The 24,846-nt window shown below is 69.2% G+C and carries 30 protein-coding genes; 9 read left to right on the top strand and 21 right to left on the bottom strand.

Translation table 11 applies throughout. The features are described 5' to 3' along the window. The first annotated feature begins 142 nt into the window (after window positions 1–142). From AC3RX0_RS00360 to AC3RX0_RS00325, 8 genes are read left to right on the top strand one after another with little or no spacing between them, the layout of a single operon-like run. Window positions 143–1,174: a BMP family lipoprotein gene (locus AC3RX0_RS00360; protein WP_491503959.1), complete on the top strand. Its 1,032-nt coding sequence runs from the start codon at window positions 143–145 to the stop codon at window positions 1,172–1,174. Continuing rightward, a complete protein-coding gene (locus tag AC3RX0_RS00355; RefSeq protein ID WP_491503958.1) occupies window positions 1,167–2,720 on the top strand; it encodes an ABC transporter ATP-binding protein in 1,554 nt (517 codons plus the stop codon). The genes AC3RX0_RS00360 and AC3RX0_RS00355 overlap by 8 nt, the downstream gene beginning before the upstream one ends. Next, a complete protein-coding gene (locus AC3RX0_RS00350) occupies window positions 2,717–3,814 on the top strand; it encodes an ABC transporter permease (protein WP_491503957.1) in 1,098 nt (365 codons plus the stop codon). Before AC3RX0_RS00355 ends, AC3RX0_RS00350 begins: the two co-directional genes overlap by 4 nt. Then, window positions 3,811–4,740: an ABC transporter permease gene (locus tag AC3RX0_RS00345; RefSeq protein WP_491503956.1), complete on the top strand. Its 930-nt coding sequence runs from the start codon at window positions 3,811–3,813 to the stop codon at window positions 4,738–4,740. The genes AC3RX0_RS00350 and AC3RX0_RS00345 overlap by 4 nt, the downstream gene beginning before the upstream one ends. Window position 4,741: 1 nt before the next feature. After that, window positions 4,742–5,182 (top strand): cytidine/deoxycytidylate deaminase family protein, encoded by a 441-nt coding sequence (locus tag AC3RX0_RS00340; RefSeq protein ID WP_491503955.1) that lies wholly within the window; start codon window positions 4,742–4,744, stop codon window positions 5,180–5,182. Next, window positions 5,163–5,660 (top strand): VOC family protein, encoded by a 498-nt coding sequence (locus AC3RX0_RS00335; protein WP_491503954.1) that lies wholly within the window; start codon window positions 5,163–5,165, stop codon window positions 5,658–5,660. Before AC3RX0_RS00340 ends, AC3RX0_RS00335 begins: the two co-directional genes overlap by 20 nt. Next, window positions 5,657–6,841: a fumarylacetoacetate hydrolase family protein gene (locus AC3RX0_RS00330; protein ID WP_498165812.1), complete on the top strand. Its 1,185-nt coding sequence runs from the start codon at window positions 5,657–5,659 to the stop codon at window positions 6,839–6,841. The genes AC3RX0_RS00335 and AC3RX0_RS00330 overlap by 4 nt, the downstream gene beginning before the upstream one ends. Window positions 6,842–6,874: 33 nt before the next feature. Then, window positions 6,875–8,233 carry an NAD-dependent succinate-semialdehyde dehydrogenase gene (locus AC3RX0_RS00325; RefSeq protein ID WP_491503952.1) on the top strand — a complete coding sequence of 453 codons (1,359 nt, stop codon included), beginning with the start codon at window positions 6,875–6,877 and terminating at the stop codon, window positions 8,231–8,233. A 259-nt stretch (window positions 8,234–8,492) separates the two neighbouring features. Here AC3RX0_RS00325 and truA read toward each other — a convergent pair whose 3' ends face one another. Together truA and AC3RX0_RS00315 are read right to left on the bottom strand one after the other, a co-directional pair. Then, window positions 8,493–9,338 carry a tRNA pseudouridine(38-40) synthase TruA gene (gene truA, locus AC3RX0_RS00320; RefSeq protein WP_491503951.1) on the bottom strand — a complete coding sequence of 282 codons (846 nt, stop codon included), beginning with the start codon at window positions 9,336–9,338 and terminating at the stop codon, window positions 8,493–8,495. A 54-nt stretch (window positions 9,339–9,392) separates the two neighbouring features. Then, entirely contained in the window at window positions 9,393–9,959 is a 567-nt protein-coding gene (locus tag AC3RX0_RS00315; protein WP_491503950.1) for a HutD/Ves family protein, read from the bottom strand. 146 nt (window positions 9,960–10,105) lie between these two features. Between AC3RX0_RS00315 and AC3RX0_RS00310 the strand changes: the two genes are divergently transcribed. Beyond that, window positions 10,106–12,076 carry an acyltransferase family protein gene (locus AC3RX0_RS00310; RefSeq protein WP_491503949.1) on the top strand — a complete coding sequence of 657 codons (1,971 nt, stop codon included), beginning with the start codon at window positions 10,106–10,108 and terminating at the stop codon, window positions 12,074–12,076. A gap of 282 nt (window positions 12,077–12,358) precedes the next feature. Here AC3RX0_RS00310 and rplQ read toward each other — a convergent pair whose 3' ends face one another. From rplQ to rplX, 19 genes are all read right to left on the bottom strand, one after another. Next, window positions 12,359–12,934, bottom strand: a complete 576-nt coding sequence (gene rplQ / locus AC3RX0_RS00305) for a 50S ribosomal protein L17 (protein ID WP_491503948.1) — start codon at window positions 12,932–12,934, stop codon at window positions 12,359–12,361. 29 nt (window positions 12,935–12,963) lie between these two features. Then, entirely contained in the window at window positions 12,964–13,962 is a 999-nt protein-coding gene (locus tag AC3RX0_RS00300) for a DNA-directed RNA polymerase subunit alpha (protein WP_491503947.1), read from the bottom strand. Window positions 13,963–14,110: 148 nt separating this feature from the next. Then, window positions 14,111–14,509 (bottom strand): 30S ribosomal protein S11, encoded by a 399-nt coding sequence (rpsK, locus tag AC3RX0_RS00295; protein ID WP_129385805.1) that lies wholly within the window; start codon window positions 14,507–14,509, stop codon window positions 14,111–14,113. A 35-nt stretch (window positions 14,510–14,544) separates the two neighbouring features. Then, a complete protein-coding gene (rpsM, locus tag AC3RX0_RS00290; RefSeq protein ID WP_491503946.1) occupies window positions 14,545–14,919 on the bottom strand; it encodes a 30S ribosomal protein S13 in 375 nt (124 codons plus the stop codon). Between the two features lie 251 nt (window positions 14,920–15,170). Further along, window positions 15,171–15,287 (bottom strand): 50S ribosomal protein L36, encoded by a 117-nt coding sequence (rpmJ, locus tag AC3RX0_RS00285; RefSeq protein WP_084516090.1) that lies wholly within the window; start codon window positions 15,285–15,287, stop codon window positions 15,171–15,173. A 68-nt stretch (window positions 15,288–15,355) separates the two neighbouring features. Next, window positions 15,356–15,577, bottom strand: a complete 222-nt coding sequence (gene infA, locus AC3RX0_RS00280) for a translation initiation factor IF-1 (protein ID WP_013583992.1) — start codon at window positions 15,575–15,577, stop codon at window positions 15,356–15,358. Between the two features lie 395 nt (window positions 15,578–15,972). Further along, a complete protein-coding gene (locus AC3RX0_RS00275; protein WP_491503945.1) occupies window positions 15,973–16,959 on the bottom strand; it encodes a hypothetical protein in 987 nt (328 codons plus the stop codon). A 312-nt stretch (window positions 16,960–17,271) separates the two neighbouring features. Next, entirely contained in the window at window positions 17,272–17,943 is a 672-nt protein-coding gene (locus AC3RX0_RS00270; protein ID WP_491503944.1) for a DsbA family protein, read from the bottom strand. 26 nt (window positions 17,944–17,969) lie between these two features. Then, window positions 17,970–18,803 carry a type I methionyl aminopeptidase gene (gene map / locus AC3RX0_RS00265; RefSeq protein WP_491503943.1) on the bottom strand — a complete coding sequence of 278 codons (834 nt, stop codon included), beginning with the start codon at window positions 18,801–18,803 and terminating at the stop codon, window positions 17,970–17,972. A gap of 2 nt (window positions 18,804–18,805) precedes the next feature. Then, window positions 18,806–19,402: an adenylate kinase gene (locus tag AC3RX0_RS00260; protein ID WP_491503942.1), complete on the bottom strand. Its 597-nt coding sequence runs from the start codon at window positions 19,400–19,402 to the stop codon at window positions 18,806–18,808. After that, window positions 19,399–20,718 carry a preprotein translocase subunit SecY gene (secY, locus tag AC3RX0_RS00255; RefSeq protein ID WP_491503941.1) on the bottom strand — a complete coding sequence of 440 codons (1,320 nt, stop codon included), beginning with the start codon at window positions 20,716–20,718 and terminating at the stop codon, window positions 19,399–19,401. The genes AC3RX0_RS00260 and secY overlap by 4 nt, the downstream gene beginning before the upstream one ends. Window positions 20,719–20,882: 164 nt before the next feature. After that, window positions 20,883–21,503, bottom strand: coding sequence for a 50S ribosomal protein L15 (rplO, locus tag AC3RX0_RS00250; RefSeq protein WP_491503940.1), 621 nt, complete (start codon window positions 21,501–21,503; stop codon window positions 20,883–20,885). Then, the gene (gene rpmD / locus AC3RX0_RS00245) at window positions 21,503–21,688 is read right to left on the bottom strand and encodes a 50S ribosomal protein L30 (RefSeq protein ID WP_194424257.1); all 186 of its coding nucleotides are present in this window, start codon (window positions 21,686–21,688) and stop codon (window positions 21,503–21,505) included. Before rpmD ends, rplO begins: the two co-directional genes overlap by 1 nt. Next, the gene (rpsE, locus tag AC3RX0_RS00240; RefSeq protein ID WP_491503939.1) at window positions 21,688–22,410 is read right to left on the bottom strand and encodes a 30S ribosomal protein S5; all 723 of its coding nucleotides are present in this window, start codon (window positions 22,408–22,410) and stop codon (window positions 21,688–21,690) included. The genes rpmD and rpsE overlap by 1 nt, the downstream gene beginning before the upstream one ends. After that, a complete protein-coding gene (rplR, locus tag AC3RX0_RS00235; RefSeq protein ID WP_491503938.1) occupies window positions 22,407–22,766 on the bottom strand; it encodes a 50S ribosomal protein L18 in 360 nt (119 codons plus the stop codon). Before rplR ends, rpsE begins: the two co-directional genes overlap by 4 nt. A 2-nt stretch (window positions 22,767–22,768) precedes the next feature. After that, a complete protein-coding gene (gene rplF / locus AC3RX0_RS00230) occupies window positions 22,769–23,305 on the bottom strand; it encodes a 50S ribosomal protein L6 (protein ID WP_491503937.1) in 537 nt (178 codons plus the stop codon). Window positions 23,306–23,311: 6 nt separating this feature from the next. After that, the gene (gene rpsH, locus AC3RX0_RS00225) at window positions 23,312–23,710 is read right to left on the bottom strand and encodes a 30S ribosomal protein S8 (protein WP_417561571.1); all 399 of its coding nucleotides are present in this window, start codon (window positions 23,708–23,710) and stop codon (window positions 23,312–23,314) included. 202 nt (window positions 23,711–23,912) lie between these two features. Further along, window positions 23,913–24,503 carry a 50S ribosomal protein L5 gene (gene rplE, locus AC3RX0_RS00220; protein ID WP_491503936.1) on the bottom strand — a complete coding sequence of 197 codons (591 nt, stop codon included), beginning with the start codon at window positions 24,501–24,503 and terminating at the stop codon, window positions 23,913–23,915. Beyond that, a complete protein-coding gene (gene rplX, locus AC3RX0_RS00215; protein WP_491503935.1) occupies window positions 24,503–24,844 on the bottom strand; it encodes a 50S ribosomal protein L24 in 342 nt (113 codons plus the stop codon). The genes rplE and rplX overlap by 1 nt, the downstream gene beginning before the upstream one ends. Window positions 24,845–24,846 lie beyond the last annotated feature (2 nt).

Below are 24,846 nucleotides of genomic sequence, written 5' to 3'. Positions count from 1 at the left end.
GGCCCGCGAGTCTCTGCCGCAACGGGCCGAACTGGGGCTTCCCGACTCGATGATCGTATCATAGTATGATTGCGGCACCGGGGCCCGAAACCCTCAACCACGCACCGTGGCGCAGCCTTGTCACCCAACGAAGGGAACAATCGTGGAGATCACGAAACCGAAGACCCGCAAGACCCTCATCGCCTCGGCCGTGCTGGCCGTCCTCGGCAGCGTCGCCCTCGTGACCTCCGGATGCGCAGGTCAAGATCCGACGGCGGCTGCGCAGGGCGGCGACCACGCGGTCAACGTGGGCATCTTCGTAGACAACGCGTTCGGCGACGGCGACTTCTTCGATCAGGCCGCCCAGGCCGAGAAGCCCCTGAAGAACGACTTCCACGCCACCGTGCACACGTATGAGGGGCAGCTGCAGGCGCAGAACTTCGGACCGCTCATGCAGGATGCCGCAGACGCGAACGACATCGTCTTCGTGCTCGGCTTCGAGGCGATCGACGCGATGAACGAGGCGGCCGCCGCCAACCCCGACACCCAGTTCGTGTTCATCGACGGCGACGCCGGCAGCAAGGACGTCGTCTCCGCCGTGTTCAACACGCAGGAGGGCTGCTTCATGGCCGGCGCCCTCGCCGCCACCGTCGACGCCGCCCATCATGCGACGACCGCCGGCTTCATCGGCGGGGTGAACGCACCCGTCGTGAAGAACTGCGAGTCGGGCTACACCCAGGGCGTGGCGCACGTCGACGCGAAGCAGAAGGTCGCGTCGCAGTACGTCGGCAGCTTCGTCGACCCCGGCAAGGGCTCGGAGATCGCCACGGCGCTCGCGCGTACCCGGGGCGCCTACAGCATGTTCGCGTACGCGGGCCTCTCCGGCTCGGGCGCATTCGACGCCGCCAAGTCGGGCCTGGGCATCGCGCCGATCGGCGTGGTCGCCGACAAGTCCCCCCTCGCCCCCGGCAAGACCCCCGGCAGCCTCATCATGGGCGTCGACAAGGTGATCCTCGACATCACGACGCAGTACACCGCGAAGAAGCTGCACAACGGCAAGGTCCTCGAATACGGCTTCGCCGACGGCGGCTGGGACATGAGCTACGACGACACGCTGCTCAGCGCCGACCAGCTCGCCGCCCTGAAGGAGCTCAAGGCCGCCCTCATCTCGGGAGACGTCAAGGTCCATGAGTGATCGCACGATGACCGCGACGCCGCTGCTCTCGCTGGAGGACATCACCAAGCGGTTCGGCGAGGTCGTGGCGAACGAGGGCGTGGATCTCACCCTCCATGCGGGCGAGATCCACGCGCTGGTCGGCGAGAACGGCGCCGGCAAGACGACGCTCATGCGCGTGCTGTTCGGGATGTACCGCGCCGACGAGGGGAGCATCCGGCTGGATGGCGAGAAGATCGAGTTCCGCCGGCCGATGGACGCCATCCGCGCCGGGATCGGGATGGTGCACCAGCACTTCATGCTCGTGCCCTCGTTCACGGTGGCCGAGAACGTCCTCCTCGGGTCCGAGCCGCAGCGCGGCGGGCTCTACACGCGCGCCGCCGCGGCTGCGGCGATCGCCCCAGTCGCCGCCAAGCTCGGCGTCGAGGTCGCCCCGGATGCCGTGGTCGGCAGCCTCAGCGTCGCGACCCAGCAGAAGCTCGAGATCATGAAAGTGCTGTACCGCGGTGCGCGCATCATCATCCTCGACGAGCCCACCGCCGTCCTCACTCCGGCCGAGACCGTGGAGCTGTTCGACCTGCTCCGCCGCCTGGCCGCCGAGGAGGGCACGGCGATCGTGTTCATCTCGCACAAGCTGCGTGAGGTGTTCGAGATCGCCGACCGCATCACGGTGCTCCGTCAGGGGCGCACCGTGCGCACGGCCCTGGCGTCGGAGACCACGAGCGAGGACGTCGTGGCGGCGATGACCGGCCGGAGCGATGTGAACCTGGGCCGCGTCGAGCGCGCGCATCGCATCGGCGATGCGGCGGCGGTGACCGTCTCACAGCTGTGCACCGAGCCCACCGCGCACGACGCCGCCCTCGTGGACGTCGAGTTCACGATCCGACCGGGAGAGATCGTCGGCATCGCCGGCGTCGAGGGGAACGGACAGACCGCCCTCGTGGAGGCCCTCGTCGGCACCCTCGCCGCGACGAGCGGCAGCATCCTGCTCGGCGACCGCGAGCTGCGCTCCGCGACGATCGCGCAGCGGCGGGATGCCGGGGTCTCGTTCGTGCCCGAGGACCGGCAGCGCGAAGGCGTGCCGATGGGCGGGTCGGTGCTGGAGGGCCTCGCCGCCGGCCGCATCCGCCGCGTCCCCGCGCGCGGATGGTGGCGCCGGGCGCTCGGCTCATCCACACGGGACTGGGCGCGCGACATGGTCGCGCATCACCGCATCCGCACCGCGTCGATCGACACGACGTGCGCGCACCTCTCCGGCGGCAACCAGCAGAAGATCGTGGTCGCTCGCGAGCTCGCCGAGGACCCGCGGCTGCTGGTGCTCGCCCAGCCCACCCGCGGGGTGGACCTCGGCGCGATCGACGCCATCTACGGAGAGATCGTCACCGCAGCCGCCGGCGGCTGCGCCGTGCTCCTGGTCTCGGCGGACCTCGACGAGCTGCTGCGGCTGAGCGACCGGGTGCTCGTCATGTTCGACGGCCGCATCGTGTCGGAAGAGGTCACCACCGAGACGTCGCGCGAACAGCTCGGCGTGCACATGGTCGGCCTGGGAAGTGAGGAGAAGCTGTGACCACGACGACCGCCGTGCTGCTGCAGCAGTCGAAGCGTGCCACCGCGCACACCGTCCGCACCCTGATCAACGGCGTGTTCGTGCTCGCCGTCGCGGTGATCGCAGCCATCGTGCTGATCCAGTCACAGGGCTACCTGCCGATCCCGACGATGACGCTCGGGTTCGAGTACTCCCTCGGCTCCCCCACCGCGATCGCCCGCACGTTCGCGTGGGCGCTGCCGCTCGTGGTCGCCGCACTCGGGGTCTCGCTCGCGTTCCGGTCCGGGATGTTCAATCTCGGCGCCGAGGGGCAGGTCTACGCCGGCGCGATGGCCGCGGCCCTGATCGGCGTGTACGTCGGCCCGATGTTCGCGCCCGCGCACCTGTTGCTGTGCACACTCGCCGCCGGTGTCGTCGGCGGGCTTCTGGCCGGGGCACTGGGCTGGCTCCGGGCCAAATGGCGCGTCGACGAGGTCGTCTCGACCCTGTTGTCGAACTACATCGTGATCCTTTTCTGCACGTACCTCGTGACCGGGCCGCTGCGCGACCCGTCGCGGCAGAGCGGAACGACCCCGCGCGTGCACGACACGGCGATGTTCGCCGAGATCGTCCCGCGCACCGGACTGACCTGGGGTGCGATCGTCGTCGTGGTGGTGGGCCTTTTCACGTGGTGGCTCAGCGAGCGCAGCGTTACCGGGTACCGCTGGCGGATGACCGGCGACGCGCCCGGCTTCGCCGCGGCCGTCGGGATCGACACAGCACGCTCGCAGATCCGCTCCATGGTCCTCAGCGGCGCGCTCGTAGCCATCGCCGGATCGCTCCTGGTGACGGCATCCCAGGGCCGCTACTGGACCGAGATCGGCTCCGGCATCGGCTGGGACGCCGTGATGATCGCCCTGATCGCACGCGCCCGGCCCGTCCCGACGATCATCTGGGTCGGCGTCTACGCGATCATGCGCTCGACGGCCCGCGGCATCGAGCAGGTGACGACCGTCCCCTCCGAGCTGTCGTCGGTCCTCATCGCCATCATCATCATCGCCGCCGCGGCGCGCGCGGGCCTGTTCGCCCGCGTGACGAATCTGCTGCGCCGCGCACGCACCTCGAAGGAGTCATGAGCATGGACGTCCTGGACGCATTCCTCTCCTCCGGCATCCGGTTCACGACGCCGATCCTGCTCGCAGGCCTCGGCTGCCTGCCCACCGACTGGACGAAGGACCTCAACGTCGGGCTGGAGGGCGCGATGCTCTTCGGCGCGTTCCTCGGCGTCGCGATCGGCCTGGCCACCGGCAGCGCGGGTCTCGCCGTCGTGCTGACCCTGGTGCTGGGCGCGATCGCGGGTGCGCTGTTCGGCATCCTCGTCGCGGTGCTGCGGGTGAACGTGTTCGTCGCCGGGATCGTGCTGAACATCTTCGCCGCCGGCGCCACGGTGTACCTGCTGCGCAGCATCTACGGCGTCAAGGGCACGCTGAGCGACCCACACATGCCATCACTTGGCACGATCACGATCCCCGGGATCGATGGCATCCCGATCATCGGCGCCATCCTCTCCGGGCAGACGATCCTGACCTATCTCAGCTGGCTGCTCGTGATCGGGATGATCGTCGCGTCGCGCTTCACGGTCATCGCCCGGCGCCTGAAGGCGGCCGGCGAGCACCCCGAGGCGCTGGCCACCGCCGGCGGCAACGTGACCGCGATGCGCGTGATCGCGCAGATGTGGTGCTTCAGCCTGTGCGCCCTCGCCGGCGTGCAGCTGAGCCTCGGCCAGCTGTCGCTGTTCACCGAGGGGATGACGAGCGGCCTTGGCTTCGTCGCGCTCGCCGCCGTGATCTTCGCGCGCGGCCGCACCGGGCTGCTCACGCTCATGTGCGTGCTGTTCGGGCTCGCCACGGCGACCTCGATCCTCGTCGACGAGTCGGTCATGCCGCCGCAGTTCGCGCAGATGCTCCCGTACGTCGTGGCGTTCGTCGGGCTCATCGTCCTCGCGCGGACCTCCAAGTCCGGCGGCCTGCGCATCGCGACCCCGAAGTTCGAGGAGCACTGAGATGACCCGCACGCCCACTCCCGCCGATGCCGAGGTGTTCGCCGCGGCCCGCGACGCGCTGCGCGCACACCACCACCCGCAGATCCACCAGGTGGCCGCGGCCGTGCGCACCGCCGACGGAGGCATCCACGTCGGACTCCACCTCGGGTCGCGACGCATCAACATCTGCGCCGAGTCGTCCGCGATCGCGAACGCCGTGATGTCGGGTGCCGGGGCAATCACGACGATGGCTGCGGTGTGCCGCAACGACGCCGGCGAGGTCGTCGTGACGAACCCATGCGGTGTCTGCCGCGAGCTGATGGGCACCTACGCGCCCGAGGCCGACGTGATGGTCGACGACCGCGGCGCGACCGTCATGGTGCGCTCCGCCGAGCTGATGCCGCAGCGCTGGATGTTCCCCGCCGAGAACGATTGGACCCCCGATGACCCGACCATTGCGTGACGACCGGGCGACAGCATCCGTCGCTCCCCCCACGATCACCGACGTGTGCCTCATCGCGCACAACATCGACGCCAGCGTCGACTTCTACACGAACAAGCTCGGATTCACCCGCCGCAGCGTGATGCCGGGATTCGTCGACTTCCAGGGCCCCGGGCTGATCCTGGCGCTGTGGGATGCCGCGGCGCTGGAGAGCACCACCGGCGTCCCCGGACGCCGTACGGACGAGCCCGGGCGCGGCGTCATGCTCGCGTGCGAGCTCGACTCCCCCGCCGAGATCGACCGTGTCTACGCCGAGTACTCGGCCCGGGGCGTCCGGTTCCACTCCGAGCCGCGCGACTACCCGTGGAACGCCCGGTGCGTGTACTTCGACGGGCCGAACGGCGAGTTCTGGGAGTTCTTCGCCTGGTACGAGGGCGGCGAGCCCGGGATCGTCGACGAGACCACGACCCCCGACACCGACGACCGACAGGAGCGATGACCATGACCCGATGGCTGCCGACGACCGAACTGCTGCCCGCCGAGCCCGGCGGGCTGCACGTGGGGCGCGTGCACGACCCCGAGCAGGGCGGCCCCGTGCTCGTGCTGCTGGCCGGTGACGTCCTCGTCGACATTACCGACCTCGGCCCGACGAGCTCCGTGCTGTTCGCCCGCCCGTCGCTGGTCGCCGACCTCCGCGCCGCGCTCAGCGACGCCTCGCGGCGCCGCTGGTCGCTGCAAGACGCCCTCGACGCCGACCCGCTCTCGCCGCGCCACGACCGGATGCGGCTGCTCAGCCCCATCGACCTGCAGGCGATCAAGGCGGCCGGCGTGACGTTCGTTGAGTCGATGCTGGAGCGCGTGATTGAGGAGCGCGCGAAGGGCGATCCGGCCCGTGCCGCCGACATCCGTACGGTCCTCGTCGACACGATCGGCGGAGCGATCTCGACGATCGAGCCGGGGTCGCCTGCCGCCGCGCGCGTCAAGGAGCTCCTCCAGCAGGAGGGACTGTGGTCGCAGTACCTTGAGGTGGGCATCGGCCCCGACCCCGAGATATTTTCGAAGGCGCCGGTGCTGTCCTCGGTTGGCGCCGGGGCCGCGATCGGCGTGCACCGCGACTCGACGTGGAACAACCCCGAGCCTGAGGTCGTGCTCGTCGTCGACGCCGAGGGCGTCGCGCGGGGTGCGACCCTCGGCAATGACGTGAACCTCCGCGACTTCGAAGGGCGCAGCGCGCTGCTTCTGACCGAGGCGAAGGACAACAACGCGTCGTGCGCGATCGGGCCCTTCATCCGGGTCTTCGACGAGACCTTCACGATGGACACGGTGCGGGGCATGGAGGTCCGGCTGCGCGTCGAGGGGACGGACGGCTTCGCCCTCGACGGGTACAGCTCGATGCGCAACATCAGCCGCGACCCCGAGCGCCTCATCGAGCACACGTGGGGCGACCACCACCAGTACCCGGACGGGTTCGTGCTGTTCACCGGGACCCTGTTCGCCCCCACGCAGGACCGTCATGCGCCCGGCGCCGGCTTCACCCACGAGCTGGGCGACGTCGTCACGATCTCAAACCCGCACCTCGGCGCGCTCGTCAACGTCGTCACGCACGCGCAAACCGCGCCGCGCTGGACGTTCGGGATCTGGGACCTCATCACGAACCTGCGCGAGCGCGGCCTCGTCTAGACGCACCCGAGAACCCGAGAGAAGGAGTCACCAATGTACCGAGTGGTCAACCCCGCCACCGGCGACGCGATCGCCGAGTACCCCACCGTCACCGATGAGCAGCTCGACCGCGAGGCCGACACCGCTGCAGCCGCATTCCCGGCATGGCGCGCCCGAAGCATCCCGGAACGCGCTGAGATTGCACGGCGCGTCGCCGACGTGTTCGAGCGGCGCACCGACGAGCTGCTGGCGACGATGATGCGCGAAATGGGAAAGCGCCCGGCCGAGGGCCGCGGCGAGATCGAGACGGTTGTCTCGATCTTCCGCTACTACGCCGACAACGCCGAGCGCCTGCTCGCTGACCAGGAGCTCGAGATCGTCGGCGGCAGCGCCACGATCCGCCGCCGCCCGCTCGGCGTGATCCTCGGGATCATGCCATGGAACTACCCTTACTACCAGGTCGCCCGGTTCGTTGCGCCCAACCTCGTGCTCGGTAACACGATGGTGCTGAAGCACGCGTCGAACTGCCCCGAGACGGCGTTGGCGATCGTCGACGTCCTCGCCGAGGCCGGCGCGCCCGACGGCGTCTACCGGAACGTGTTCGCCTCTTCCGCGCAGGTCGAGCGGATCATCGCGCACCCCGCCGTGCAGGGCGTCTCGCTCACCGGCAGCGAACGCGCCGGACGCGCCGTCGCGGAAGCGGCCGGTCGTCACCTGAAGAAGGTCGTGCTCGAGCTCGGCGGGTCGGACCCGGTGATCGTGCTCGACGCGGACGACGTCGCGGCCACCGCGCACGCGATCGTCGACTCGCGGCTGAGCAACGGCGGGCAGGCGTGCAACGCACCCAAGCGCGTGATCGTGCTGGACGAGCTGTACGACGAGATGGTGGATGCCGTGACCCGCCGCACCCGCGAGTATGTGCCCGGCGACCCCGCCGACGCGGCTACTACGCTCGCGCCGCTGTCGTCGCGCGCCGCCGCCGAGGAGGTCGCCGCGCAGGTCGCTCAGGCGGTTGCCGACGGTGCAACGCTGCACACTGGGGGCGAGCTGCTCGACGCGCGCAGCGGCCTGATGAGACCAGCCGTGCTCACCGATGTGCGACCGGGCACTGCCGCTTACCGCGACGAGATCTTCGGCCCCGTTGTCGTGCTCTATCGCGCGGCCGACGTCACCGAGGCGGTCACCCTCGCCAACGACACCGACTTCGGCCTCGGCTCGAGCGTCTTCAGCTCCGACCCCGCCCGCGCCCGCGAGGTCGGAGCGCAGATCGACGCGGGAATGGTCTACGTGAACCAGGCCGGCGGCTCGCAGGCCGACCTGCCGTTCGGCGGCATCAAGCGCTCCGGGATCGGCCGCGAGCTGGGGCCGCTGGGCATCGACGAATTCGCGAACAAGATGACCATCCGGCACTGAGCCGCGCGGCTGCCGACGGTCCGAACGGCCGCACCGGCGGCATCCACCCGCAGGACGCCGTCCCGTCCTGCCGCTTCACCCCCGCGAAGCAGCAGCACGGGACGGCGTTCGCATCCCCGCCCGCCGGCAAATCGCCGGCCCAGAATGCCGCATCCACCGCGATGAAGCGGCACAACCAGACAGACGACGCAATCGCGCTTCGCCCGCCAGCGAGTGCCGGCCCCACGAGCACTTCCTCCACAGCCGGAGGGCCTGGAGACTACTCGGCGATGCGGCGAGCGCGGGTCTGCTCGGCGCGGGCGGCGAGCAGGTCGTCGGCGGGGTAGCCGACCTCGGCGAGGGTCAGCCCGCGCGCGGCGAGGACTTTGAACGCGCTCGTGCGGGCACCGGCGTCGCGCAGGGTCGCGGCATCCCGAACCGTCAGACGACCCTCGCCCGCCGCGACGCACGCGCCGACCAGCGCCCGCACCATCGAGTGGCAGAACGCGTCGGCGCGCACGTTCGCGACGAGGATGCCGTCGTCGGCGCGATGCCAGTCGAACTCGAGCAGCGTGCGGATCGTGGTGGCCTCTTCGCGGGGCTTGCAGTAGGCGGCGAAGTCATGCAGTCCGATCAGCGAGCGGGCTGCGGCATCCATCGTCTCGACGTCGAGGCGCGCGCGCACCGTGGTCGTGCGCGCACGCTCGAGCGGATCGTAGCCGCTGACCTCGTCGGCGACGCGGTACTCGTAGCGGCGCCACGTCGCCGAGAACCGCGCATCGAACCCGTCGGGCGCGACGCTCGTGCGGTGCACGGTCGCGTCGGGGTACGCACCGAGCACGCCGCGCACGCGATATGCGAGCCGGTCGACGGGGTCGGATGCCGCATCCCGCCGCGTGCGAGTGAACAGGCGTTCGCGCTGCTCGTCGTCCAGGTCCAGGTGCGCGACCTGCCCGCTGGCGTGGACCCCGGCATCCGTACGCCCGGCGACCACGAGCCGCGGGTCGCCGCCGACGATCCGGGCGAGCGCCTCCTCGAGCGTGCCCTGCACGGTGCGCAGGCCGGGCTGGCGCGCCCACCCGCGGAAATGGGTGCCGTCGTAGGCGATGTCGAGCCGGATCCGCACGCCGTTCAGCCTATCGGCGCGGCCGGGTGCGACGACGTGTGCGCAAGTCTCGGCTCAAACGACGCTCGCGACGGCGACCACGCCCGTGCCCGACAGCTCGACCGAGTCCGCGGCATCCACACCGACGCCGCCGCCCACGAGCACCGCGTCGCCGAACCCGAGCGTCTCTCCCGCCCAGCTGACGCCTCCGGCCAGGGCGATCACGGCGACCAGGCCGGGGGCATCCACGACGGCGCTGCCCTCGACGCGCAAGGCGGACAGCAGCGGCCGGCCGGCCCCGCGACGGACCATGAGGTTCAGATCGAAGCCCGCCTCGACGACGTCGACGCTCGAAGCGTCGGCCTCGCCGGCGAAGCCGACGGCGTCGTACTGGGCGAGGTCGTGCAGCGAGCCGTCGATGCGCAGCGTCAGGCCCGCCGGGGAGAGGGGCATCAGCATCCTGTCGATGCCGGGCAGGTGCGAGAACGGCCCGCTCTCGCTCACCGTCGCGATGCTCAATCGCAGCTCGGGGTCGCCGTCTGCGGGCGTACGCCACAGCACGACGGTCGAGCCCAGGCCGTTCGCCCAGGTGGTGGCCGGCTGCTGACCGAATCGGATCAGCGGGGTTTCGGTGGTGTCCACGTCGGTCGTCCTCTCTCGCGACGCCGGCGCGGCGTGCTTTTCGACCTTACGTCCGCCGGGCGTCGCATGCGACACGATCTCAGTCGCCCCTCGTAGAATCGACTCGACGGTCGCGCGTGTCTGGGTCACGGCGAACGTCTTCCGCCATGACCAAGCCTGCCACCGCCCTGCCCGCGCGCCCGGAATCGCCCGCGCCCGCGTCCCCCACCTCCGGGCCCGCCCCCGCGCTCGCGCGCGCCCGCTTCGCCGGGCTCGACGGCCTGCGCGCGATCGCCGTGGTGCTCGTGGTCGTCTATCACCTCTTCCCGGGCTGGATCCTGCGGTCCGGGTTCGTCGGCGTCGACGTGTTCTTCGTGATCAGCGGGTTCCTCATCACGTCGCTGCTGCTGCGCGAGCGCGAGGCGACCGGCACGATCCATCTGCTGGACTTCTGGCGCCGCCGCGCGCGACGGCTGCTGCCGGCGCTCGCCCTGCTCGTGACCGTCACGGCGACCTGGGCGTGGATGATCGGCGGCGACGTGCTCGTGCGTCTGGGCTGGCAGGTGCTGGGCGCGGCGACCTTCAGCTACAACTGGGTGTCGGTGGCCGCGGGTGGCGACTACTTCTCTGCCGACACACCGGAGCTGTTGCGCAACCTCTGGTCGCTCGCGGTCGAGGAGCAGTTCTACGCGCTGTGGCCGCTGCTGCTTCTGGTGCTTCTGTTCGTGCCGACCCGGTGGGCGCGGGCGACGCTGGCCCTGGGCGCGGCCGCGGCCTCGGCCTGGTGGATGAGCACTCTCGTCGGCGCCGGGCTGACCCGGGCGTACTTCGGCACCGACTCGCACGCATTCGGGCTGCTGCTGGGCGTCGCGCTCGCGTTCGTGCTGCAACGACTCGTGACGACGGATGCCGGGTGGCTGCGGCATCCTCGCACCCGCCACATCGGCGGCGTCATCGGCCTCGCCGCGATCGCCGGCCTGGTCATCGTCGCGGCCCTGCCCGAGCGGGCGGATGCCTCGACCTTTCCCGGCACGCTCGCGCCGGCCGTCGCACTCACCGGCGTCGTGATCGCCGTCGCCGTCGCACCGGGATCGTGGATCGGCGCCGCCCTCGACACGCCCCTGCTGCGCTGGATCGGCGACCGGTCGTACGGCATCTATCTGTGGCACTGGCCGCTGTTCGTGCTCGTGGTCGCGATGGCCGGCGGGAGTGCCGCCTCGACCGCGCTGCCGGGGTGGATCGGTCCGGTCGTGATCGCGCTGACCCTGGCGGCGGCCGCCCTGTCGTTCCGGTTCGTGGAGCAGCCCGTGCGCCGGCGCGGGTTCGGCGCGACGGTCGTGGAGCTCGGGCGACGCCTGGTCGGTGCGCCCGCGATGCGTCTGCGGGCCGTGGGCGTCGTCGTTCTTGTCGCCGTGGTCGTCTCCGGCACGACCGCCGCGATCGCCATGGCCCCCGAGTCGTCTTCGGGGCAGGACGCCGTGCGCGCCGGGCAGCAGGCACTCGCGAACGAGACCCCGGCGCCGCGCCCGCCGCTGCTGGCCGACGGCGGCGCCTCGGCGTCCGGCGCGGACGCCACGGTGACCCCGACCGCGATCGACGGGCAGCAGATCGACGCGATCGGCGACTCGGTCATGCTCGCCTCGGCGCCCGCGCTGATGCAGCGCTACCCCGGCATCCGGATCGACGCGAAGGTCTCGCGATCGATGTATGCCGCTCCGGGAATCATCCGCTCGCTGGCCGATCGCGGCGAGCTGCGCCGGTATGTCGTGCTCGGGCTCGGCACGAACGGGGCCGTCGACGACAGCTCGCTCGACGCGGTGCTCGACGAGCTCGGCCCGCACCGGCGGCTCGTGCTGGTCACCGCCTCGGCGCCGCGCGAGTGGATCCCGGGGGTCAACCGCGACCTGCGCGCGTACGCATCGACGCATCCGGATGTGGCGATCGCCGACTGGGACGGCGCCATCCGCCCGCACCGCGACCTGCTGGCCGGCGACGAGATCCACCCGGGCGAGGCCGGCGGCAGGATCTATGCGCGGACGCTCGCTGACGCGATCACGGCCGCGCAGCTGCGCCAGGCGCACCAGCGCGAGCTGATGATCCTGCGCGTCACCCAGCTCACCGCCTCCGCCGCCGCCTGACGCCTCGCCCCCTCACACGCCTCACCCCCTCACGCCTTACCCCCCCCTCACGCCTCACCCCCCTCACGCCTTACCCCCCTCACCCCTTACCCCCTCACGCCTCACCCCCTCACGCCTCACCAATCCATAGGGATTGGGCGAGTCAATACCCTATGGGGCATGGATTCGCCCAATCCCTATGGATTCGGATGAATGACGGCGGGGGTGGGATGTCGGGGCCGCAGACGACGAGACCCGCGAGCCGTGCGGCTCGCGGGTCTCGACTCGGGTAGAACGAGGGCCTTACTCGGCCTTCTCCTCGGCGGCGTCCTCAGCGGGAGCGTCGGCCGCGGCATCCTCGACCGGAACCTCGGCAGCCTCAGCGGCGGGAGCCTCCTCGACCGGAGCCTCGGGGGCCTCCTCGGCCGGGGCCTCGGGGGCCTCCTCGGCCGGGGCCTCCTCGGCCGGCTTCTCAGCCTTCTTCGTCGACGACTTCTTCACCGGCGACGACTTCTTCGCGACGGGCTCGAGCACGAGCTCGATCACGGCCATCGGCGCGTTGTCGCCCTTGCGGTTGCCGACCTTGGTGATGCGGGTGTAGCCGCCGTCACGGTCGGCCACCAGCGGCGCGATCTCGGTGAACAGGACGTGCACGACGTCCTTGTCGCCGATGACCGACAGCACCCGGCGACGGGCGTGCAGGTCGCCGCGCTTGGCGAACGTGATCAGCCGCTCGGCGAGCGGACGCAGGCGCTTGGCCTTCGTCTCGGTCGTCTTGATCGACTTGTGCGTGAACAGCGCAGCGGCCAGGTTCGCAAGCAGCAGACGCTCGTGGGCGGGGCCGCCTCCGAGGCGGGGTCCCTTTGTGGGCTTAGGCATTCTCAGTTACTCCAGTGTGAAAAAGAAGATCAGGCGTTGTCTGCCGAGTCGTCGTCGTAGCCGCCGTAGAAGTGCGCGCCGTCGAAGCCGGGCACGGAGTCCTTCAGCGACAGGCCGAGCGAGACGAGCTTGTCGCGCACCTCGTCGACCGACTTCTGACCGAAGTTGCGGATGTTCATCAGCTGCGTCTCGGACAGGGCGACCAGCTCCGAGACGGTGTTGATGCCCTCGCGCTTCAGGCAGTTGTACGAACGCACCGACAGGTCGAGGTCCTCGATGGGCATCGACAGCTCGGTGGACGCGACGGTCTCGACCGGGGCGGCCCCGATCTCGATGCCCTCGGCGTCGACGTTCAACTCGCGGGCCAGACCGAACAGCTCGGTCAGCGTGCGGCCGGCCGAGGCGACGGCGTCGCGCGGCGAGATCGCCGCCTTGGTCTCGACATCCAGCACCAGCTTGTCGAAGTCGGTGCGCTCACCGGCACGCGTCGCATCGACGCGGTAGCTGACCTTGAGCACCGGCGAGTAGATCGAGTCGACCGGGATCTGGCCGGCCTCGGCGTACTCGTTGCGGTTCTGGGTGGCCGACACATAGCCGCGGCCGCGCTCGATCGTGAGCTCGAGCTCGAAGCGCGCGGTGTCGTTCAGCGTCGCGATGACCAGGTCGGGGTTGTGCACCTCGACACCGGCCGGGGCCGAGATGTCGGCGGCGGTGACCTCGCCGGCGCCGGTCTTGCGCAGGTAGGCGGTGATGGGCTCGTCGCGCTCGCTGGAAACGACCAGCTGCTTGATGTTGAGGATGATCTCGGTGACATCCTCCTTCACACCGGGGATGGTGCTGAACTCGTGGAGGACCCCGTCGATGCGGATGCTGGTGACCGCGGCGCCCGGGATGGACGACAGGAGGCTGCGACGCAGCGCGTTGCCGATCGTGTAGCCGAAGCCGGGCTCCAGCGGCTCGATGACGAAGCGGCTGCGGAACTCTCCGAGCTTCTCCTCGGTCAGGGTGGGACGCTGTGCAATGAGCACTATGTGTTCCTTTCGTGCGACGTGCCCGCTATATGACACGTGCAGTGGGTAGGTATTGAGTTTTCTCCGAGGGATGCCTCGACCCGAGGCATCCGGAAAGCACGGGGAATGCCGGATGCCTCATCTCGAGGCATCCGGCATCGCGTTCTCAGACCCGGCGGCGCTTGGGCGGGCGGCAACCGTTGTGCGCCTGCGGCGTGACGTCCTGGATCGAGCCCACCTCGAGGCCGGCGGCCTGCAGCGAGCGGATCGCGGTCTCGCGGCCCGAGCCCGGACCCTTGACGAAGACGTCGACCTTCTTGACGCCGTGGTCGGCGGCCTGGCGGGCGGCCGACTCGGCGGCCATGCCGGCCGCGTACGGGGTCGACTTGCGCGAGCCCTTGAAGCCCACGCCGCCCGACGACGCCCAGCTGATGACGGCGCCCGACGGGTCGGTGATCGAGACGATCGTGTTGTTGAACGTCGACTTGATGTGGGCCTGGCCCAGCGCGATGTTCTTCTTCTCCTTGCGGCGCGGCTTGCGCGCAGCGGACTTGGCCTGTGCCATGGGGGTGTTCTCCTAAACCTTTGCCCGGGCGCCTATCAGCGCGCCTTCTTCTTGCCGGCGACGGTGCGCTTCGGGCCCTTGCGGGTGCGCGCGTTCGTCTTGGTGCGCTGGCCGCGCACGGGCAGGCCGCGGCGGTGGCGCAGGCCCTCGTACGAGCCGATCTCGACCTTGCGGCGGATGTCGGCGGCGACCTCGCGGCGAAGGTCACCCTCCACCTTGTAGGTGCCCTCGATGTGGTCGCGGAGCGCGACGAGCTGGTCGTCGGTCAGGTCCTTGACGCGGATGTTCTCGTCGATCTCGGTCGCCTTGAGGATCTCGTTCGAGCGAGTGCGGCCGATGCCGTAGATGTAGGTCAGGGCGATCACCACGCGCTTATCGCGCGGGATGTCGACGCCGGCAAGACGTGCCATGCGGCTTCTCCTAGGAGTTTGTGGAGGTGTGGAGCAGGATCGGTGCCCGGGCCTCCGCCCCGGGGTGTCCCCCCTCGTGGGGTTCTGATCCTGCCTGTTTCGTTGAGCGAGCGAAGCGAGACGAAACGTCACGCGGTGCCCGATCGGTATTGAGTTGTCGTGCTGTCAGGTTTCGACTCGGGCCTTCGGCCCTCGCTCAACCTTGATATGAGCCGCGGCAACGCCGCTTCGCGGCATTGCCCCGGCTCATATCAACCCTGGCGCTGCTTGTGGCGCGGGTTCGACTTGCAGATGACCATCACGCGGCCGTGGCGGCGGATCACCTTGCAGTGATCGCAGATGGGCTTGACGGAGGGCTGAACCTTCATGATGCTTCCTGTTCGCTGTCTTCGCCGGGCGGGCACGACGGTGCCCGGGGCGTTACTTCTCGACCGGTCTAGCGGTAGCGGTAGACGATGCGGCCGCGGGTCAGGTCGTAGGGGCTGAGCTCCACGACCACGCGGTCCTCGGGGATGATGCGGATGTAGTTCTGCCGCATCTTGCCCGAGATGGTCGCGAGCACCTTGTGTCCGTTGGTCAGCTCAACGCGGAACATCGCGTTGGGCAGCGCCTCTGACACCGTGCCCTCGATCTCGATGACACCGTCTTTTTTGGCCATAGCCTCGCTATCGATTCTGCGGACCGGTCGGTCTGCGGTGGGTGGATGGATGGTGCCGGGCTCCGCTGGAGGACTCCGCAAAGAGACACGCCGAAACAGGCGCAAGGCACCAAAGAACTAGTGTACGTCACCCCGGCACGCCCGGCAACCTGGCCGGCGGCTTCCCCTCCCTTGCACTCTTTGCCACTGCTGATTCTCAGTCGTCCGGCTGCTCCAACACCGCCTTACTCGCGAATCCATAGGTAGTGGGCGACTCCATGCCCCATGGGGTATTGACTCGCCGAGTCCATAGGGACTGACGCGAACCCCTCCACTGGCTTGGGGGGCGGGGGGCACTTCTGCCGAGGTCGCGGCATCTGCATCCAGAGTCGAGGCATGGCGCCGTCCGACGCGGACTACTGCCGCCGCGGCACGATGCCGAAATGCGCGAGGCGGGCGCCGAGGTTGTCGGCGGTGCCGACGTGCTCCGTGCCCCAGCGGCCCATGGGGCTTTGAGTAGTGCCGCGGATCCAGTCTTCGCGCGCCTTCTCCGCATCGAATACCTGCCGCGCGGTTGCTCCTTTGGTGAGCGCCAGCTCGTGGTACTTGGTCTTGCCGTCCATCTCACCCCAGGCCAAGGCATCCACGAACCAGAAGTCGACGTAGAAGTCCCGCCCGTGCGGGCCCGGGACCGCGACCTGCAACTCGGGCGGCTGAAACCCGAGACGTTCGATCTGAATGCGGCTCACACTCTCGCCGGGCAGCTGGGCCCGTCCATCGGCGAACTCGATGACCCACATGGCCTGCCGCGTGCCACGGGCACCGCGCGCGTCGAGGATCCGACGCATCATCCGCTCTTTCCACGCGGCCGCGGCCTCGATGTCGTAGACACGCTCGTGAGATGACCAGGCGATACTGCGGAGGGCGGCGTCTGCAACAGCGACCGCGGCCTCGAGCGGCACCGATCGGATCAGATCGAACACCGTGCGCTCGAGCGAGGTACAGGGGATGCCGTGGACCAGCGTGAAATCGTCGTCGGGCAGTTGAATGCGGTGGCGGGCGACATTGCCCGCCGTCGCCGACGAGCCGTCGGTGTGGGCACCTGCGACGTGGACCTTCGTGAGAGCGATCCGCCAGAGCGGAAGACCGTGAAGGACCCCGGCGGAGGTGAGGAAGAATCCGCTGCCGTTCAGCGTGAGCCGATCCGAGGCGGCGATGACCTGCATGAGGTGACGTTCCTCGGGATATGCAGCCTGCCAATGATCTTCGAGGACGAACCATCCCACGTGGATGCGTCGCAGCCGCTTCTGCGCGACGTCGCGGCGGAGCCGCTCGACATCGTTCCCGGTGCGCACGAGTTCATCGCGGGAGAGGAGTTTCGTCTTGGTCTCGGTGAAGCCCATGCCCGACTCTTGCATCCGCGCAGGTCGCGGCATCCTGCCTCTCGACAGAATGTGGATGAATCGGCCGAATCCACCTGCACGCACCATCTGGGGAGGAGACGGCGAACCCCTCGCCGATCGCACAACACCGGCGATTGTGCGCGGCCCGCGCGAGACTGCCCATCCAGCCGCCTCAATCCATAGGGATTGGGCGAATCAACACCCTCTGGGGTATGGACTCACCCATTCCCTATGGATTCGGCGCCGCACGGGGCCTATGGATTCGGTGCCGCACGGGACCTATGGATTCGGCGCCGCACGGGCCGGCGGTCGTCACTTGAGGTTCGGCGTGATGTCCTTCTGGGGATCGAACGTCACCTGGATGGCCTTGCCGTTCACCACGACCGTCGGGGTGCCCGTGGCACCGCTGGGCAGGCCCTTGCTCTGCGCGTACTTCTGATACGCGTTCGAGGTGATCGCCTTCTCGAGATCGCCGGTCACGTTGACACCGGCACTCTTGGCGATCTGGACGATCTGCTCGTCGGTCAGGCCCGCCGAACCCTCTTGCGGCTGGCTGGCGTACAGCGCCTGCATGAACGCGTAGGCGTTGTCGGGGTCGGCGGCGGCGACCGCGTAGAAGGCGCCGGCCGCGCGGCTGGAGTAGCCCTTGGGCGTCGTGCCGTCGTCGAGGATCGTCACGGGGTGCACGTTGAGCGTGACCTTGCCCTCGTCGACGAGCTGCTTGATCGTCGGGCCCTCGGTCTGCTCGAACTGGTGGCAGTAGGGGCACAGGAAGTCGATGTACGTGTCGATGGTGTTCGCGCCGTCGCCGAAGCTCACCGCCCCCGCGGAGGTGGTGATGATCTTGCCCTTGGGCTCAGCACCCGGGGCCGATGCGGCGTTGTTGATCGCGATCACGATGCCGGTCACCACGACCAGCACCACGACAGCCGCCACGCTGACCCAGATGGCGAACCAGTTCGTCTTCCGCACAGCGGTAGCCATTCGTTTCCTCGTTCTTCTCGAGAGTCCTACGGGATCGGAGCCGGGACGACGCCGAACGACGCGAGTCCTGCAGCTCCCCCGTCGGGTGCGGTGAGCACCCAGATGCCGTCATCATGCACGGCAACGCTATGTTCCCAATGTGAGCCTGCTGAGCCGTCGACGGTCGAGACGGTCCAGCCGTCGTCGCCCACGTACGTCGCGTCGCTGCCGATGACGACCATCGGCTCGATCGCGACGGCCAGGCCCGGGCGCACCTCGGGTCCGGGATCCGACACCCGGTAGTTGAACACCGCGGGCGACTCGTGCATCTTGCGCCCGATGCCGTGCCCGACATAGTCGCGCAGAATGCCGTAGTCATGGCCGGATGCCTCGACATGGCCCTGCACGGCGGCGCCGACCTCGGCGAGGTGGGTGGCCGAGGCGAGAGCGGCGATCCCCGCCCACAGCGACCCCTCGGTGACGCGCGAGAGCTCCTGGCGCTCCGCGACGACCTCGGGGCGGGCGGGATCGGGCACGACGACCGTGATCGCCGAGTCGCCGTTCCAGCCGCGGTACTCCGCGCCGGCATCCACCGACACGATGTCGCCCGGCTCGAGCACACGGCCCCCCGGGATGCCGTGCACGACCTCGTCGTTGACCGAGACGCACACGGTGTGCCGGTAGCCGCGCACCATCTGGAAGTTCGAGAGCGCACCCCGCGACTTCACGACCGCGGAGGCCGCGGCATCCAGCTGCAGCGTCGTGGTGCCGGCCACGATCAGCGGGCGCACGGCGTCGAGCATCGACGCGGTGATGCGACCGGGCTCGACCATCCCGCGCAGCTGCGCAGGGGTCTTGTAGATGCCGCGGCGAAGACCCACGGTCAGACGGCTGCCGCGCGGGTGATGCCGCGGGCAGCCAGTGCTGCCGTGATGCGCGCGGTGATCTCGTCGAGGCTGCCCACGCCGTCGATCTGGTCGACGATGCCGCGCCGGCGGTAGACGTCGAGGATCGGCGCGGTCTCGCTCTCGTAGATCGACAGCCGCTTGGCGATCGCCTCGTCGGTGTCGTCGGTGCGGCCCTGCTCGGTCGCGCGCAGCGCCAGACGGGTCATCGACTCTTCACGCGGCACGCTCAGCTCGATGACGGCGTCCAGGCCGGCGCCGTCCAGGAACGCGTCCAGGTCGTGCACCTGCTGCAGGTTGCGCGGGTAGCCGTCGAGCAGAAAGCCGTTCGCCGCATCGTCCTGCGACAGCCGGTCGCGCACGATCTGGCCGGTCAGCTCGTCCGAGACGAGGTTGCCGGCCGCGGTGATCGCCTTCACCTGCTCGCCCAGGGGCGTGCCGGCCTTGATGTTGGCGCGGAACACGTCTCCGGTCGAGACGGCGGGGATGCCGAGGGCCTCGGCGATGCGGGCGCCCTGGGTGCCCTTGCCCGAGCCCTGGGGGCCGATGATCACCAGTCGTGCGGTCGAGGTCATCGCAGGAGCCCTTCGTAGTGGCGCTGCTGGAGCTGCGCGTCGATCTGCTTCACCGTCTCGAGGCCGACGCCGACCATGATGATGATCGAGGCGCCGCCGAACGGGAAGTTCTGGTTCGCCGACACCGTCGACAGCGCGACCAGCGGGATCAGAGCGACCAGGCCCAGATACAGCGCGCCGACGGTCGTGATGCGGCTGATGACGTAGTCGAGGTACTCGGCCGTGGGACGGCCCGCGCGGATGCCCGGGATGAACCCGCCGTACTTCTTCATGTTGTCGGCGATCTCGACGGGGTTGAACGTGATCGCGACGTAGAAGAACGTGAACCCGACGGTGAGCACGAAGTACAGCAGCCAGTACAGCGGGTGGTCGCCCTTGACCAGATAGTTGTTGATCCACACCACCCAGCCGGCCGGCGACTGGCCGGCGGCGGGCTGGTTGAACTGCGCGATCAGCGCGGGGATGTACAGCAGCGACGACGCGAAGATCACGGGGATCACGTTCGCCATGTTCATCTTGATCGGGATGTACGTGCTCGTGCCGCCGTACGTGCGCCGCCCGACGATGCGTTTGGCGTACTGCACGGGGATGCGCCGCACGGACTGCTCGACGAACACGATCAGGGTGATGATCACGATCCCGACGAGGATCACGAGGAAGAAGGTGTCCCAGCCGCGGGCCTGCTTGATGGTCCACATGGCCGAGGGGAAGGTCGCGATGATCGACGTGAAGATCAGGATCGACATGCCGTTGCCGACGCCCTTCTCGGTCATCAGCTCGGCCATCCACATGATGAGGCCCGTGCCGGCGGTCAGTGCCAGCACCATCAGGGTCTGGGCCCACCAGGCGTCGTTGGTCAGCACCTGCTGACAGGCCTGCACCGACGAGCCGAACAGCTGGCCGCTGCTGGCCACCGTGACCAGCGTGGTCGACTGCAGCAGCGCGAGCGCGATCGTCAGGTAGCGGGTGTACTGCGTGAGCTTCGCCTGCCCGGACTGCCCCTCCTGGTACAGCGTCTCGAAGTGCGGGATCACCACGCGCAGCAGCTGGACGATGATCGCCGCGGTGATGTACGGCATGACGCCGAGCGCGAAGATCGACAGCTGCAGCAGCGCGCCGCCCGAGAACAGGTTGACCATCGACAGCAAGCCCTCGGTGCCGCCACCGGAACGCAGGCACTCCTGGACCTTGGGGAAGCTGACGAACGGCGTGGGGATGTGCGCCCCGAGCCGGTACAGCACGATGATCGCCAGGCTGAAGCCGATCTTCCGTCTCAGGTCGGGCGTACGGAAGACTCGCTGGATGGCGCTGAACAAAGGGGTTCCTCCAGGAAGTGGGATGCCGGCGCACGCGCGGTGCGCACAGACAACCAGGTTAGCCCAGCCGCCACAGAGCGGCGCACGCGATTCGCGCGGACGCCGTCTCGGGGGCCGGATGCGAAACGGGGCCGGAGGATCCTCCGGCCCCGTTTCGCTGGGGGTTACTCCGCGGCGGCGGCCACGGTGCCACCGGCGGCGACGATCTTCTGCTCTGCCGAGCCCGAGATCTTGTCGACCGACACGTTGAGCTTCACCGCGATGTCGCCGGTGCCGAGCACCTTGACCTTCTCGTTCTTGCGAACGGCACCCTTGGCGACCAGGTCGCTGACGGTGACGTCGCCACCGGCCGGGTACAGCTCCGCGAGCTTGTCCAGGTTGACCACCTGGTACTCGACGCGGAACGGGTTCTTGAAGCCGCGCAGCTTCGGCGCACGCATGTGCAGCGGAAGCTGACCGCCCTGGAAGCCGGGGCGCACCTGGTAGCGGGCCTTCGTGCCCTTGGTGCCGCGACCGGCGGTCTTGCCCTTCGAGCCCTCACCGCGGCCGACCCGGGTCTTGGCGGTGTTGGCGCCGGGGACCGGACGCAGGTGGTGGACCTTGAGGACGCCGGGACGCGAGTCCACGACATCCTTCTTCGCCGGCGTCTTCTTGGCGGGCGCCTTCTCTGCCTTCTCGGCCTTGGCGGCAGCCGGCTTCGCGGCGGCCTTGGTGGCCGTGGCCTTCTTGGCGGGAGCCTTCTTCTCCGCCTCGACGGCCTCGTTCTTCTCGGCCTTCTCAGCCATTAGTCGATCTCCTCAACCTTCACGAGGTGGGCGACGGTCTTGACGTAGCCGCGCGTCTGCGCGTCGTCGGGACGGACGACCGTGTCGCCGATCCGCTTCAGACCGAGGCTGCGCAGCGTGTCGCGCTGGTTCTGCTTCTCGCTCACCTTGGACTTGACCTGCGTGACCTTCAGACGGGCAGCCATCAGGCACCTACCTTCTGCTCGCGCGCGGCGGCGGCATCCGCAGCCTCGGCGCGGATGAGACGGGCCGGGGCGACCTGGTCGAAGTCCAGGCCACGACGGGCGGCGACGGCGCGGGGCTCCTCGAGGCTCTTGAGCGCCTCGACGGTCGCGTGCACGATGTTGATCGTGTTCGACGAGCCGAGCGACTTCGAGAGGACGTCGTGGATGCCGGCGCACTCGAGCACCGCACGCACCGGACCACCGGCGATGACACCGGTACCGGCGGCGGCGGGGCGCAGCAGCACCACACCGGCGGCGGCCTCACCCTGCACGGGGTGCGGGATCGTCTTGTTCACGCGCGGGACGCGGAAGAAGTTGCGCTTGGCCTCTTCGACGCCCTTCGAGATCGCCAGCGGCACCTCGCGGGCCTTGCCGTAGCCGACGCCCACCACGCCGTTGCCGTCGCCGACGACAACCAGAGCGGTGAAGCTGAACCGGCGGCCGCCCTTGACGACCTTCGAGACGCGGTTGATCGTCACGACGCGCTCGAGGAACTGGTTGTCCCCACGGTCGCGCGAGTTGCGGTCGCGGCCGCCGCGGTCGCGCGAGTTGCGGTCGCGCCCGCCGCGGCGGGGCTCGCGCTCGTTCGTCGCCTCGGCGGTGGCCTCGGCCGCCTGCTCCGGCGCTGCCTGGTCGGCGGTCACTTCGGTCTCCACACTCTTGTTCTGCACTGCGTCACTCACAGGTTCAGGCCTCCTTCGCGGGCGCCCTCGGCGATCGCCGCGACACGGCCGGCGTAGCGGTTGCCGCCACGGTCGAACACGACCTCGGCGACACCGGCGGTCTTCGCGCGCTCGGCGACCAGCTCGCCGACCTTGCGGGCCTTGGCGGTCTTGTCACCGTCGAACGTGCGCAGATCGGCTTCGAGGGTCGAGGCGCTGGCCACGGTGTGGCCCTTGCTGTCGTCGACGACCTGCACGAAGACGTGGCGGGCCGAACGGGTGACGACCAGGCGCGGGCGCTCGGTGGTGCCCACGACCTTCTTGCGAAGGCGGGCGTGACGACGCGCGCGGGCGTCGGACTTCGACTTCACAGCCATGCTTACTTACCAGCCTTTCCGGCCTTGCGCCGAACGACCTCGCCGGCGTAGCGCACGCCCTTGCCCTTGTACGGCTCGGGCTTGCGGATCTTGCGGATGTTCGCGGCCGCCTCGCCGACGGCCTGCTTGTCGATGCCGGTCACGGTGACCTTGTTGTTGCCCTCGACCGTGAACGTGATGCCCGCGGGCGGGTCGACCAGAACCGGGTGCGAGAAGCCGAGCGCGAACTCGATCGCGCTGCCCTTCTGCTGCACGCGGTAACCGGTGCCGACGACCTCGAGGCCCTTGGAGTAGCCCTCGGTCACACCGATGATGTTGTTGTTGATGAGGGTGCGGGTCAGGCCGTGCAGCGAGCGCGACTCGCGCTCGTCGTCGGGGCGCGAGACCAGGACCTGGCCCTCCTCGACCTTGACCTCGATGGGGCGCGCCACGGTGAGGCTCAGCTCACCCTTGGGGCCCTTGACCTGCACCGCCTGGCCGGCGACCTCGACGGTCACTCCGGCCGGGATGTCGATGGGAAGACGTCCGATACGCGACATCGTCGATCACCACACGTAGGCGAGAACTTCCCCGCCCACGCCCTTCTGCTCGGCCTGGCGGTCCGTGAGGAGGCCAGAGGAGGTGGACAGGATGGCAACGCCCAGGCCACCGAGGACCGTGGGCAGCTCGGTCGAGCGTGCGTACACGCGCAGACCGGGCTTCGAGACGCGCTTGATGCCGGCGATCGACCGCTCGCGGTTCGGGCCGTACTTCAGCGTGAGGGTCAGCGTCTGACCGACGCGTGCGTCGGCGACGGCCCAATCGGCGATGTAGCCCTCCTGCTTGAGGATCTCGGCGATGTTCGTCTTCAGCTTCGAGCTCGGCAGGGCCACGGAGTCGTGGTGCGCCGAGTTCGCGTTGCGCAGACGGGTCAGCATGTCTGCGACCGGGTCTGTCATTGTCATGGGTTGTTTCCTTTGTTCATAAGGTTTCGGACGCCGGTACACCCGCGGCCGACCTTCTATGACTGCCTCTGTCGAGGCATCCCGCCCGATCCACAGGGATTCGGCGACTCCATGCCCGAGGGCATGCGGATTCGCCGAGTCCCCATGGATTCGCGTCCGGGTGGACGAAGGCGGAAGTATTCAGTTTAGAGGATGCCTCGGCTCACGCCTGGGCGTTGTCCGTGCGGAACGGGAAGCCCAGGTGACGCAGCAGCGCCCGGCCCTCGGCATCCGTCGTCGCACTGGTCACGACGGTGATGTCGAAACCGCGGACCCGGTCGATGCGGTCCTGGTCGATCTCGTGGAAGACCGACTGCTCCTGCAGACCGAAGGTGTAGTTGCCGTGACCGTCGAACTGGTCGGCGGACAGGCCGCGGAAGTCGCGGATGCGGGGCAGCGCGAGGCTGACCAGACGGTCCAGGAACTCCCAGGCGCGGTCGCCCCGGAGCGTCACGTGCGCACCGATCGGCTGGCCCTCGCGCAGCTTGAACTGCGCGATGGACTTGCGGGCCTTGGTCACGATCGGCTTCTGGCCGGTGATCTTGGTGAGGTCGTCGACCGCGCCATCGATCACCTTGCTGTCGCGAGCCGCCTCGCCGACACCGGTGTTCACCACGACCTTGACCAGGCCGGGGATCTGCATGACGTTCTTGTAGCCGAACTCGTCCTGCAGCTTCTGCTGGATCTCAGCCCGGTACTTCTGCTTCAGGCGCGGCTGGATCTTGCCAGCCGGCGCGGCAGTGGTGCTGCTCATCAGAGGTCCTTACCGCTCTTCTTCGCGAAGCGTACGCGAACCGTGCGCTTCGTGCCGTCCTTGATCTTCTCCTCGACCCGGTGGCCGACACGGGTCGGCTTCTTGGTCGAGGGGTCGACGACGGCGACGTTGGAGATGTGGATCGGGGCTTCCATCGTCTCGATGCCGCCCGTCTTGGTACCGCGCTGGGTCTGGCCGACGCGGGTGTGCTTCGTGACGAAGTTCACGCCCTCGACGATCACGCGGTCCTGCTCGGCGAGGACCGCGAGGACCTTGCCCTGCTTGCCGCGGTCGGTGCCGGCGAGGACCTGAACCAGGTCGTCCTTCTTGATGTTCGCCATGA

This window comes from Microbacterium sp. W1-4-2, from assembly GCF_058349885.2.
The sequence above is the reverse complement of the archived record's forward strand: the minus strand, read 5'-3'. Positions and strand labels throughout refer to the sequence as shown.